This is a genomic window from Priestia endophytica (assembly GCF_026790145.1).
GTDB lineage: Bacteria > Bacillota > Bacilli > Bacillales > Bacillaceae_H > Bacillus_I > Bacillus_I endophytica_A.
In genome coordinates this window covers 1-12058 of record NZ_JALAMS010000050.1, presented here as the reverse complement: position 1 = coordinate 12058, position 12058 = coordinate 1, and the positions used below count along the sequence as shown (strand labels likewise).

The following is a 12058-nucleotide window of genomic DNA, read 5'->3' as shown; positions in this document are numbered from 1 at the left end:
TTTTATCGATTTTGCAGGAGCAGGAGCTACAGTTCCGATTACAAGTTTCGGCAATTCTCTTGTACACGGAGCTATGCAAGAAGCCGAAAAACATGGGTTAGTGGGTGTCATTTCGGGGATGTTTGAAGTGACAAGTGCGGGGATTTCAGCTGCCATTATTTTCGGAATGATTGGCGCTATACTTTTTAAACCAAAAGGATAAGGAGAATAGAAGATGACAATCGCATCAGAAGTGAAACAATGTTTGGCTAACCTTAAAGGGATAGAAGCTAGTTTATCCAGTTTAGCATTAAGAACGGAGGACCATGAATCGAAACGTACGTTGCATGATTCGATGATGGTCGTGCATGAAGTGGTAACAGATTTAAAAAAACGTGTGGGAGAATTAGAACGAGAAGAATTTCAGTACAAAGGCTTTTGAAATCAACATTCCTTTATGAGAGGTGTTAAGAAATGCCTGATTGGTTAGATGTAGTCGTAAGGTCATTAATCTTTTTGATTGTTCTGTTTTTGATTACTAAAGGGTTAGGAAAAAAACAACTGTCTCAACTTTCTTTTTTCGAATATGTTACAGGAATCACCATTGGTGGCATAGGAGCAGAAGTAAGCATGGGACTGGAACGGAACATTTTTAATGGGATACTTGGCATTGTTATCTTTGCAGCCATCCCTTTTCTCGCCGGTTTGCTTTCCTTAAAAAGTAAAGGTTTTCGTGATTTTATAGAAGGAAAGGCAACGGTTTTTATTAAAGATGGAAAGGTCATGGAAGATAATTTAAAAAAGGAAAAATATACAACCGATGAATTGTTGGAATTGCTTCGGAAGAAGAATGTCTTTCAGGCAGCAGATGTTGAATTTGCGGTACTAGAGCCGACTGGTGATTTGAGCGTATTGCTAAAGAAAGAAAACCAGCCTGTAACCGCGAAAGATGTAAACATAAAGGTTGCCCCCATCAAGGAACCCCAGACTGTCATTATGGATGGCGTAATATTAGATGAGCCACTGTCTACGGTGGGACGAAGTCGGCGTTGGTTGAAAACCGAATTGGAAAAACAAGGGGTTACGATTGAAAATGTCTTTCTGGGGCAAGTGGATTCTTATGGACAGTTAACGATTGACCTTTTTGATGATAAACTTCAAGTCCCACCTCCTCAAGAAAAGCCGTTAATGCTTTCAACATTGAAAAAATGCCAGGCGGATTTAGAACTATTTGCCCTTGGAACAGAAGTAAAGGAAGCTAAGCATATGTATAGCAAAAATAGTGAAAAGTTACAAGAAGTCATTGATAAAGTCACTCCTATTTTAAGAGGATAAATAGGATCACAAAGAATCCAAAGAAAGCCCCTCCATTGTACAGCAATATTTTGAGAAGGTTCAAAAAGGTATCTTTTTGACCTTTTTAACGATACTTACAAGGAGAAAAAACAATGCGAATGAGATTGTTCTTTATATCAGCATGGAGTACACTTGACCCGTTGTATTATTTATGCACTCGTTTACACTACATTGAACAAACGAGAGAAAATGCAACTATTTTTCGGGTAAGACTAACGCGCTATAAAGGTCGTGAAGTCACTCTTTCAGATGGAACGATAATTAAAAAAAACGACGTTCTTATTAAAATCCATTTGCACAATGTTCGCTTATTAAAAGAACTGCAATGGTTTGATAATGATCTAAGGAAAACAATGATCCTTTATAAAAAAGTAAAAGAATCATTGCCTCATCTTGCGTTATATATTCAACAGCATGAAAATGAGAAGGAAATTAAAGGAATTATCGGGATTACGATGCTAAATAAAGGCTGCGAACGTTTAGGGTTTGAACCTTACACTATTTCGAGCCGTACGTATAAATGGTTCAAACAACTGGCCCTCTATCCAATTTATCTGCTTTCAACACCAAAACGGCCTCCTAAAAATCGAAAAACCCCTTCTCCCAAGTATTTATTTATGTCAAAGGGAAGTTTATTAACGAAGTACGGATTTCACATAAAGTGAACCTTTCATAAGTGGTAGAGAAAGACGGAATTGAACATTCACATAGAAAGTCACCCAGAATTACGTGTCACACTCTAACGCTTTTGTCGAGCTCAGATAAAAAAGAGAAAACAGCGAAAATCGTCTAAACCACCCAGAGAAGAATTGTTCTTGGGTGGTTTTACTGCCCGTTAAGTGTGGGATAAATGTATCTACCTTGAAAATTAGCAGCATTTAAGAATAAATTTGAAAGAATTAGACACGATATATCCATGGAGTTCTATAAAAATAATACAAGGAGTAAAATTTTGGAATATATTATTAGTATAATCGTTATTTTAATTTTATTATTTGTTATTATTTATTTCAATTTACAACGGAAGCTGGGAGAGTCAAATCATCAATTTGATTTGCCGCATGTTTCTCCTTCCAAAAAGGTCATTCTTATCATAATAGACTCTCTCATGGATAAGCCACTTCAATCCGCTCTAAAGGAAGGAGAAGCACCTGCTTTACAATTTTTAATCAATAATGGACGCTATTATCCAAGCATGGTAAGTAGCTACCCGACGATGTCAGTTACAATTGATAGCACACTTTTAACCGGAACGTATGCTGATAAACATAAAGTACCTGCACTCGTTTGGTACGATGAACATAAAAAACGTTTTATTAGTTATGGGAGTGACAAGAGAGAAATTTTGAAATTAGGAGCGAAACAAGTCTTTGAAGAGAGCATGTTTCATTTAAATGAACAGCACTTAAGTGATCAGGTTAAAACGATTCATGAGGAAATAGATGAAAAGGGATTACAATCAGCTTCAATCAATACACTCGTTTTTCGCGGAAACAAAACACAAATACTGCATGTTCCAAAGTTATTAAAAGTATTTCACTTTTTGAATAAAAATGATTCTGTTAAAGCACCTTCTTATTTTTCTTATGGCATTTTATCTAAATTAAATCCGAAGAATAGGTATACAAACTTCTGGCAAGGGTTCGGTTTTAATGATAAATATGCAACGGAAGAATTAAAATATTTAATCGAACAAGATAGAGTCCCATCCTTTTCATTGGTTTATTTTTCGGATAACGATAAAAAAGTTCATAAAAAAGGTGTGAATGAAACGAAGGGGATTGAAGAGGCTGATAAACGGCTACAGACCCTCTTTAATCAATATGCGACTTGGGAAAAAGCGTTAAAGGATAACGTGTGGATTGTAATGGGGGATAGTGGCCAAACTTCAATTGTAAACGATAAGGAAAGAGCCTTAGTTGATTTAAGAAAAGTGTTAAAAGACTATCAAATTCATAAGATTAGCAAACCAATTCAGAAGCAGGATCAAATTGTACTCGGATTGAATGAACGAATGTCTTTTATCTATATTCTAGATGAATCGATTAAACACGAGTTTATTGCTAAACAGCTTCAAAAGGAAAAGCGTATTGACATCACTGCCTGGAAGGAAGGGAATACAGTAAAAGTTTTATCAGGAGATAAGAGAGGAGTATTTTCTTTCCAACAGACTGGGGAATTTAGTGATCAATATGGCCAAAGTTGGAAAATAGAGGGGAATACTCAAATTTTAGATATTACGATAAAAAACGGTCATTCTATCGTATATGGGGATTATCCAGATGCACTTGCACGCCTTTACAGTTCTTTCTATTCACATACAGGTAACTTCCTCGTAGTTAATACGAAACCTGGCTTTGAATTCATCGGAGAAGGATCTCCGAAACATGTAGGGGGAGCAAGCCATGGATCGTTGCATAAACAAGACACATACTTTCCTATGATTGTAACCGGAACAGAACTCGAACCGAAACACTTGAGAATGGTTGATGTAAAAGAATGGATTTTACATATTTTGAATGAGTGAAACTGTCATCAATCCTGAAGGAAAGAAATAGTGTGGAAAAAACTTTTTCGTTCTTTAACAAATGGCTCTGTTAAAGACCAATGTTGATTTTTAAGATTCGTGTGTATTCATGTTGGTTTAAAATAAAGTTTTATCAAATTGACATTAATAACCTTGATAAACGAACAAAAAGAAAAAGCTTGTTTTGAAAAAAGATTGATCAAAACAAGCTTTTCATATATTTAATTAAAGTATTCTTTTATAAAAAAGTTTGATCATTTCTGTGACCCTTATTCCTTTGAAGCACCTAATTGTATTCCGGAAGAACGAAAGTATGAGAAATTAGATAAGAAAACATCTCATAAATCTCCATTATGAGGCTCTGCTCCACCACAGATTATGATTTGTAAAATTAATCGGCCCAAAAACTATTTGTATAATGTTATTCCATATTTCCTTGTCTATTTTCTAAAATTATTTTTAAAACAATTAAACAAATAATTAACCATGTCCCGCCTACTGCGAAACCAGCCAGAACATCACTCGGATAATGAACACCAAGATATATTCTACTAACGCCAATGAGTAACACAAGAAGAGAGAAGAAAAGGATAGTTATGATTTTGACGAACCTCTTTACATAAAAGAGAACTAGGAAATAAGTTATCATTCCGTAAAGTACAAATGAAACCATAGAATGACCACTTGGGAAACTATAACCGGTTTCTGTTATAAGTGGATGGATGGAAGGTCTTGTTCTTTGAAAAATAAACTTAAGCAATAAGTTAAAAAGAGAAGAACCTGATACTGCCACTACGAAAAATAAGGTTTCCCACCATTTTTTATTGAACAACATTAAGATAATGGTAAGAACCGAAATGGCTATTACTGCTTTTGCAGAACCTAAGAAAGTTAATGTTTCAAGGATTCTGGTTAATTTATCGGATATAAAGGACTGTACCCAATCAATGATCGTTATATCAAAAGTGTGTAATTCCTCCTCTACAAGCTCATCTGCAAATTTCCAAAAGATAAAAATTGAAAAAATCAACATACAAAAGGCATATATAATAAACCTTTTTGTGGATGGAGTAAATTGTTTTAGCAGCATCTTTACACCTCTTTAGGTACTTTTTTCCAAAAGGATTCTATACAGTCATTCTCGCAATCGTTTGTCACCACAAAAGTACGAACCGTATACATCCCTCGCCTTTACTATTTAAATAAACGCTATTCTCTACAATATTTTGCATCCAATACAAAATACTATTCCATATGAGTGTTGGAACAAAGTAAATCTTCCAGCCCTAAAGAAAAGAAATAATAAATCAAAACTCCTCAGTTAGCTCAATAAGCCTTACTCAATTAAATAAATGGCCCTTTAATGGAACAACTCTACTGGAGGTATCGCCAACTGTTGTCACCCAACAGTTCCTTAATCCACTTTTCAATTCAGAGATTCCTTTTCTTTTCATTATAAAAACCCCCTTTAGATGACTTTTTCAAAAGGGGGAATGCAACTTTTTTACAAACAGTATAACTTTCTTTAAAACGGTACGACTTTGTTTCAAACCAACAATTCAGCTAAAAACCCTTATTTCAACTTATTGTTTAATAACCTATACAAAACGTGGTTCAATCTTTTAGTAATTCTTTTTTTAGCAGCCTGTTATGTAGTTTTGAAAGGATGAGTAATGCAAGAATCGAACCAACTAAAGCAAACGACATATCCCACTGTGTATCCCAAATATCGCCTTGCGTGCCTAAAAAGTCTTTAGCTGCTTTTCCTCCTTTTGTTATTTTAGAAACTAGCCATTCAATGATTTCGTACAAGGAAGCGATTGCAAGCGAAATACTTGTAATAATGGCAAATAACCAAGGGCCTTTGGTTATTTGCGTTTTCCGTAATAATATTTCTCTTATTACAATTGCAAACAAACCTTTTAGCAAATGTCCAAATCGATCGTAGTGATTTCGTTTTAAATTGAAAACATCTTTTATCCAATTAAATAAGGGAACCTTTGAGTAGGTGTAATGACCGCCGACGAACATAAGGATGGCTAGAATTGCAATAATAGTATAGGAAAGGGTAGTGAGACGAAATTTATTGTAAGTTGCAATTACAATAATCAGCCCGACCACGGCAGGACTGACTTCCAATGCCCACGTCAAATATCTCCCTACTGGTTTGATCATTGACCATATGAAAACTGCAGTAACAAACAATAGTAAAAATAAATGAATCATGTTATTTTTTCCTTTAATCACTTTTGTCACTCCTATTGACAAATTTTCCAGGTCTTTCTCCTGTTCCCTGGGTAATGCTGTTTGGAATTTATTTAAGAATCATTCTTTACTGTATAGTTTTATCGGAAGGGGCTTATATTCTTTACGAATATAAGCCCCACTTCAAGCTTGCTAAGTGGGGTAGTTCAATTCCTAGCAATCATGACGTCTTTTCCTCCTAATTATGGTCAGTCATTAATTCCTCAATAATTTGTGCGGGCTCTTTTGTAATAAGATGCTGATGGTATTTTGCAATACGGTTTTGATTATTTTGAAGTTGTTTGTGGTCCTTAAAAAATGAATATATTTGATCCTCTAATGATCTTTCTTCTTTCCAACCTTTTAATTGAAAAATTACCCCTAGTTTTTCAAGCGTCTTCATATTGATTTCTTCTTGCCCCGGCAGTGCATGATAGATAAAAATAGGTTTTCGTTTATACAGGCACTCGCTTACTGTAACCCCGCCAGGTTTCGTAACAATTGCGTCTATGTGATCATAGAGCTCATTCATTTTTTCTTTGGATGTGATATACGTTAAGGGTGTTATGTTGTCGTTAGGCAGTCCATTAAGCTTTTTATATAATTTCCTATTTGTACCGCATAATACATAAAAATGAGTTTTACTATTAGTACTTATTTTTTTTACTAACTCTTCTATCGTTCCGGCACCGAGATTTCCTCCTGATATTAATATTTTCAATGCAGAAGAAGCTTCTCGCTCTGTTAAAGGTTCTTTTTGTTTGTTAATTTTATTATGAACCGGGATGCCTGTAACAAAAATCTGTTCATCTTTTATTCCTTTTTGCTTTAGAAATTCTTTCATATCGAGGGAAGTAACAAAATGATAATCAATATGCTGAGTTCCCCAAAGTTGATGAATAAAATAATCGGTATATACGTTGATAACCGGTATTGTTAACTCTTCCTTTTCCTTTAAATAACTGAGTATATAGGATGGTAGAGCATGAGTGCAAACAATAAAATCAGGCTTTTTCTCCTTCAATAATTTTTTTATAAATGTTAAGAAAAGCAATTCAAAAAGTCGATAGCGTTTGTTGTTTTTAACATTTTTATAAACGGTACTTCGGTAAATTAAACTATATAACTCAGGGAATGTATGAATCCATTTAAGGTAAATTTTTGATACAAGGAATTCTATTTTCCCATAGCTGTATGATAGAATATCTACACTTTCACAATTTATATGTGGTTGATTTTTTTGTACCCCTTCCGATAATGCTTTTGCAACATGATGATGACCTGAAGGGATTTGTAAGAATGGTAAGAACAAGATCGTTTTATTTGCAGTAAGTGGTTCCATTTCTTCTCTCCAAATTCATTAATGATTTTCTTTCTTATTTTTCTTTCTTTTTTTTTTCATATTCATAAAATGGACAAGGTAAAAAGAACCATGTCTCTAGTTCCATCAATTACCGAAAGAAAGAGAAGGTTTTTCATGTATAATTGTATTGAGAGTGAGAGGAGTGAAGAAGTTAATGATTTTATTGTTTATAGCTTTACTCGGTGTCCTTTTTTATCTATTTAATAGAGCATATAAGAATACAAAGGACATCATAATCAATCGAATTGAAATAAACCAAACAGATAAACAAGAATCCGTATTAAATATACTGCAGCTTTCCGATATGCACCTCGAAAACATTTCCATTACCCCCGATGAGCTTCACGAAAAGTTAAAGGATGAAACAATTGACTTAATTGCCCTTACAGGAGATTTCCTCGACCGAAAACGTACAATTCCTAAGCTTATTCCATATTTGAAGGTTTTAAATCAATTAGATGTAAAATATGGAATGTATGCTGTGTTTGGTAACCATGATTATGTTTTACGTAAAGATGACTTGAATAATTTAAAAGAGATCCTAGAAGTGCATGGCTGTAAAGTAATGCAAAATGAAAATAAGGTGATTTCAGTTGAAGGAAGAACGGTAAATATCATCGGCATTGATGATTGCAGTACAGGGCGGAGTGATTTGGAGGCTTCATTTGCAAACATCACAAATGGGACCAACTTAGTGATAACTCATGACCCCAATATCGTCCTTAATATGAAAAATTATCATTTTGACTATTTAATGGCAGGACATTTCCATGGTGGACAAATTTGTTACCCGAAAGCGTATCATCTTATGAAAATGGGGAAACTTGTAAAAATGAACATGATAAAAGGAATGCATGTTCACGACGGAAAACCTTTTTATATAAATGAGGGATTGGGCCAAACTGGGATAAATATCCGGATTGGAAGCCGTCCTGAAATTACTTTGCATCAATTGTCAATATCATATAATAATCATGAATCTCTACCTGCAAGCTAGGACTGTTAACATAATCGTTAACAGTCCTTTTTAACAATATAAGAAAGTATAAGTTCTTGAACTTAGTTTTTGTGTCTAGCTCCAGTGCCTATCTTCTCGAGGTTATAAGCCACTCATGAATAGAAGATAAAGAACACCTTCGATCCATGAACGTCTTATGCTTGTCGGGGCTAAACAAGGCGCTTGCGCTTTTCTTACATATAAAGAATAAAAGGAATAGTACAGACAAGATGAGTATTGGAGAGCTATATGCCAAATATTATTCGCTAGTTAATTTTATGGTTGTCATAAAGGGCAAATGATCGGAAGCTTTCTTGTCTATCGTGATAACTTCAGAGTCTATTACTTCAAATTCCTTCGAAACAAAAATATAGTCTAATCTTCTTATAGGATGGTCAGATGGAAATGTGTTTCCGCCTTTATTTTTAAGGTTATTTTCAACCCATACATCCTTTAAATATTGAGTGACCTTTCTCCTTGTTTTGGAAACGGGACTCATATTCCAATCTCCCATAACAATAGATGGGGTAATGTTATCTTTAATCTTTTTAAGGATAAATGCTGATTCTTTTTGACGAAGAAAAGGTGTAAGACTTAAATGCACAACAAGTATGGTTACTTCCTGCTTATCTATTTTCAATTTAACTTCCAGTAATGCCCGGTCTTCCATTATTCTCGGTAAAAAATCAAAAGGATGGTTTTGAGATTTAACAATGGGAAAACGGGTAAATAATGCATTTCCGAATTGACGTTTGTTCTTTTCTCCTGGTTTTTCAATTGAAACAGCGGGGCCATATACATACTCCATATTTAAGTCTTGTGCAAGAAAAAGGGCTTGATCGATAAAATCACTTCGTTCTGAAAAGTGTTTGTCTACCTCATTTAGGCCAATAATATCCGCATCTGTTTTTCTTATGACATTACTAATTCGCTGCAAATCCAGTTTTTTATCTTTCCCTCTTCCGTGGTGTATATTAAAAGTCAAAACCTTTACATACATGTTACTCACCTGCTTATATTTGTTGGAAAATGAACTTCTTGATATCTTGTCTTATATGCATTTTTATTGAATTAATGGTTTTCTAACAAAAAACCTGTTTATATTTTTTCCACAGTTGAAAATTTTATAATGCCATATAATAAATGTAAGTTAACAAGAAAAATTCAACATAATGAGAGGACCTCATCAAGTGCTTTTTTTACCCTCTAAGGGAATAATTTTATCAGGCTTTGCGAACTTTATAAGTAAGTTTTCTAGAGGCTTTGTTCTATTTTCTACTCAACATAGCTGCATATAATAAAACCAAGGAGGAATCCATCATGACCGTAATAATGATGTAAAAAAAACTTTAGCTAGATTAAAAAGCGTATAAGCTAGTTTCGAGACTTTTGCGCTTGGTACTAATAATCAACAAGCAGTTCAATAAACACAAGTGATTGTAGATAGTCTCTCTCCACGGGTTCAATAAATTGAACAAGAAGAACCCCAGTACAAACAACAATAATGATACAAACATCGTGAAGGTACATATAAACAAGTCAGTCGATCAGTCTGTTGCCAATCGAGCGAAAGAAAAGATCCTTATGAATAAAGCCGAAAGTTCCTATGCTAAGGAATTTTGGATTTTATTTTATTGGATTATGATGAAACAACAATTGCTTTAAACGAAGGAAGAAAATGAATGAAGGTGGAAATGGTCCTAAAGTAACTTTTTGAATGGTTTTGATGTAAATTTATATATCAACATTATCGATAACGCTTACAAAAGCCTTTATAATTTAATTAGAATATGAGAATAGGAATGAACCAAGAAAGAGGGAATGATGAAATGAAACATATTGTATCCTCTAAAGTGTTCCTCCCATCGTTTACATTAGAGAAGACTTTAGAGCTTTACCAGCTATGTCAAACGGTTAAAAGCAAGATTTACTTAGTTATGAATGGAAGAACGTGCGAAGTTAACCAATTACCAAAATTCATTTCATTTATTTTAACCTTAAAGAATCGGAATATCCTCATTATTATGGAAGGTAAAGAGGCCCTATCTGATAGGGAACGAATGAATCATTTCTTTGAACAACAAAAAAGTCGATGCCCTGCTTAATGTAGGACAGATCGACTTTTTTGTTGTGTAGATGTTGGTTTACTTTTGCTACATACTATTAGAAAATATAGATAGATTAATTTGTATTGTTTCTGTAAAAGATTTAGTTTATTAATCTTAATAATTTCACAAAAAAATTAAGTTTTATGATATATTTTTCTATTAATGGTTAAATTTGTATTTTTATAAGGGGTAATAGACTAGAAATAATGTCATCTTATTAAAAAAAATTAAGTTTTAATGTTTTAACGGTATATATTTATCCATTAATTAAACGGAGGAGTTTTATGAGACTAGAATTGTTAGATAATGGTGTGGATTCTTTGAAGTTTGGACTTGAATTCTATAATAAATATTTAGACTTAGAAGATAAATACAGTTTGTGGAATCGTGGTTATTTAAAAATGGCAGTAATCAGCTTTCACAATGCTTTAGAATTGTTTAGCAAAAAATTATTAAGCAGTGAAAATGAACTTTTAATTTATAGAGACTTGTCTAATGAAACATTATTGAAGCTTTTACATCACAGGTGAGAAACTGAAAAAGATATACCTCTTGATTGGTATGTAATTAATTTCCGATCAAGTTAATATTCTTACAATAGACTACATTGAATGTATTAAAAGGTTAAGTATTATATTTGAGTTATCAAAGAATCAATATAAAACTTTGGAGTTAATGGGGAATATAAGGAATAAGGTAACACATTTTGGGATGGATAAATTACTTGATTTCCATGAAGTATTAGTAGTTACCAACGAGGCCCTTGAATTAATAGCTGGTTTCTTCTATGAAAGTTTTAAACCTGTGGAGAAGAAGGGGCATCCTTTAGATGTTGTATATAATGATTTAATGGATACTCTAGAAAAAGCAGAAGTCGAGGCATTTGAGGCGTGGGAAACCTTCTATGCTGACAACTTTGAAAAGATTAATGAAATTTTTGATTCACTAAATGAAGATGAGCAATTTAAAATTGAACTTCTTACTAAGGGATACACCTTTAATGTAGAATTCGGAGAATATTCACATTCATCCACTATTGTTCTTAAGTTAATTAATAATAAAGGTGAGACAGATGAGGAGTTAGTTTCAGTAAATAAACCAAGCTTAAATGCCACAATTTTTGCAGGTTGTATATCTTCAGGACCAATATATTTTGTTATAGATTACAAAAAAATGTTAGAAGATCCTGATGATAAAAAATTGTGCTACATATATCGTGAACCCAAAGAACATGAAGATTACGAATTGGAAAACGAGAAATTTTGGGAGACGGATTCTCAAAAAAGTATTAAGAAGTCCTATGGTACAAATTTTGATAAGGATTAACTAATGAGGATTTTGAAGGGTTTACTGATCCATTAATTTGTTATAGATTTAATACTTTTCTTCGTGCTTTATAAAGCTGTTTTGAGCATTAGTTTATTAGAGAAAGAAGCGAACAAAACAAAGGATAATTAAAGGCTCGAATTTTGCATTTATCTTTT

At 33.4% G+C, this 12058-nt stretch carries 14 protein-coding genes; 10 read left to right on the top strand and 4 right to left on the bottom strand.

The annotated features are described in order from the left end of the window. From MOC86_RS24290 to MOC86_RS24270, 5 genes are all read left to right on the top strand, one after another. A partial coding sequence (locus MOC86_RS24290) for a SpoVA/SpoVAEb family sporulation membrane protein (protein ID WP_268586488.1) occupies positions 1-202 on the top strand: 202 nt, incomplete at its 5' end. Positions 203-214: 12 nt separating this feature from the next. After that, on the top strand, positions 215-421 hold the full coding sequence (locus MOC86_RS24285; RefSeq protein ID WP_268586487.1) for a DUF1657 domain-containing protein: 207 nt from the start codon (positions 215-217) through the stop codon (positions 419-421). 32 nt (positions 422-453) lie between these two features. Then, positions 454-1314, top strand: a complete 861-nt coding sequence (locus MOC86_RS24280) for a DUF421 domain-containing protein (protein ID WP_268586486.1) — start codon at positions 454-456, stop codon at positions 1312-1314. A gap of 113 nt (positions 1315-1427) precedes the next feature. Continuing rightward, positions 1428-2000 (top strand): YkoP family protein, encoded by a 573-nt coding sequence (locus tag MOC86_RS24275; RefSeq protein ID WP_326847761.1) that lies wholly within the window; start codon positions 1428-1430, stop codon positions 1998-2000. Between the two features lie 287 nt (positions 2001-2287). Further along, on the top strand, positions 2288-3862 hold the full coding sequence (locus MOC86_RS24270) for an alkaline phosphatase family protein (protein ID WP_326847760.1): 1575 nt from the start codon (positions 2288-2290) through the stop codon (positions 3860-3862). A 421-nt stretch (positions 3863-4283) separates the two neighbouring features. Here the strand turns inward: MOC86_RS24270 and MOC86_RS24265 are convergent, their stop codons facing one another. From MOC86_RS24265 to MOC86_RS24255, 3 genes are all read right to left on the bottom strand, one after another. After that, a complete protein-coding gene (locus MOC86_RS24265) occupies positions 4284-4952 on the bottom strand; it encodes a phosphatase PAP2 family protein (protein WP_268586485.1) in 669 nt (222 codons plus the stop codon). A gap of 524 nt (positions 4953-5476) precedes the next feature. After that, positions 5477-6088, bottom strand: coding sequence for a DUF2238 domain-containing protein (locus tag MOC86_RS24260; RefSeq protein ID WP_419146677.1), 612 nt, complete (start codon positions 6086-6088; stop codon positions 5477-5479). A gap of 217 nt (positions 6089-6305) precedes the next feature. Continuing rightward, the gene (locus MOC86_RS24255; RefSeq protein WP_268586483.1) at positions 6306-7448 is read right to left on the bottom strand and encodes an MGDG synthase family glycosyltransferase; all 1143 of its coding nucleotides are present in this window, start codon (positions 7446-7448) and stop codon (positions 6306-6308) included. A gap of 175 nt (positions 7449-7623) precedes the next feature. Between MOC86_RS24255 and MOC86_RS24250 the strand changes: the two genes are divergently transcribed. Then, on the top strand, positions 7624-8466 hold the full coding sequence (locus tag MOC86_RS24250; protein ID WP_268586482.1) for a metallophosphoesterase: 843 nt from the start codon (positions 7624-7626) through the stop codon (positions 8464-8466). A gap of 259 nt (positions 8467-8725) precedes the next feature. On the opposite strand, the gene MOC86_RS24245 is transcribed toward MOC86_RS24250, so the two are convergent. After that, complete coding sequence (locus MOC86_RS24245) at positions 8726-9466, bottom strand: endonuclease/exonuclease/phosphatase family protein (RefSeq protein ID WP_268586481.1); 741 nt, start codon at positions 9464-9466, stop codon at positions 8726-8728. Between the two features lie 470 nt (positions 9467-9936). On the opposite strand from MOC86_RS24245, the gene MOC86_RS24240 reads away from it, so the two are divergent. From MOC86_RS24240 to MOC86_RS24225, 4 genes are all read left to right on the top strand, one after another. After that, positions 9937-10131, top strand: a complete 195-nt coding sequence (locus MOC86_RS24240; protein ID WP_268586480.1) for a hypothetical protein — start codon at positions 9937-9939, stop codon at positions 10129-10131. Between the two features lie 164 nt (positions 10132-10295). After that, positions 10296-10571 carry a hypothetical protein gene (locus MOC86_RS24235; RefSeq protein WP_268586479.1) on the top strand — a complete coding sequence of 92 codons (276 nt, stop codon included), beginning with the start codon at positions 10296-10298 and terminating at the stop codon, positions 10569-10571. A 287-nt stretch (positions 10572-10858) separates the two neighbouring features. Beyond that, entirely contained in the window at positions 10859-11104 is a 246-nt protein-coding gene (locus MOC86_RS24230; protein WP_268586478.1) for a hypothetical protein, read from the top strand. Between the two features lie 181 nt (positions 11105-11285). Beyond that, positions 11286-11900, top strand: a complete 615-nt coding sequence (locus MOC86_RS24225) for a hypothetical protein (RefSeq protein ID WP_268586477.1) — start codon at positions 11286-11288, stop codon at positions 11898-11900. Positions 11901-12058: the final 158 nt, after the last annotated feature.

Bases quoted from the DNA above. Each gene is read 5' to 3' on its own strand.
- MOC86_RS24260 (WP_419146677.1), bottom strand. From the start codon at position 6,088: ATGATTCATTTATTTTTACTATTGTTTGTTACTGCAGTTTTCATATGG.
- MOC86_RS24280 (WP_268586486.1), top strand. From the start codon at position 454: ATGCCTGATTGGTTAGATGTAGTCGTAAGGTCATTAATCTTTTTGATT.
- MOC86_RS24250 (WP_268586482.1), top strand. From the start codon at position 7,624: ATGATTTTATTGTTTATAGCTTTACTCGGTGTCCTTTTTTATCTATTT.
- MOC86_RS24285 (WP_268586487.1), top strand. From the start codon at position 215: ATGACAATCGCATCAGAAGTGAAACAATGTTTGGCTAACCTTAAAGGG.
- MOC86_RS24225 (WP_268586477.1), top strand. From the start codon at position 11,286: ATGGATAAATTACTTGATTTCCATGAAGTATTAGTAGTTACCAACGAG.
- MOC86_RS24235 (WP_268586479.1), top strand. From the start codon at position 10,296: ATGAAACATATTGTATCCTCTAAAGTGTTCCTCCCATCGTTTACATTA.
- MOC86_RS24265 (WP_268586485.1), bottom strand. From the start codon at position 4,952: ATGCTGCTAAAACAATTTACTCCATCCACAAAAAGGTTTATTATATAT.
- MOC86_RS24275 (WP_326847761.1), top strand. From the start codon at position 1,428: ATGCGAATGAGATTGTTCTTTATATCAGCATGGAGTACACTTGACCCG.
- MOC86_RS24255 (WP_268586483.1), bottom strand. From the start codon at position 7,448: ATGGAACCACTTACTGCAAATAAAACGATCTTGTTCTTACCATTCTTA.
- MOC86_RS24245 (WP_268586481.1), bottom strand. From the start codon at position 9,466: ATGTATGTAAAGGTTTTGACTTTTAATATACACCACGGAAGAGGGAAA.
- MOC86_RS24230 (WP_268586478.1), top strand. From the start codon at position 10,859: ATGAGACTAGAATTGTTAGATAATGGTGTGGATTCTTTGAAGTTTGGA.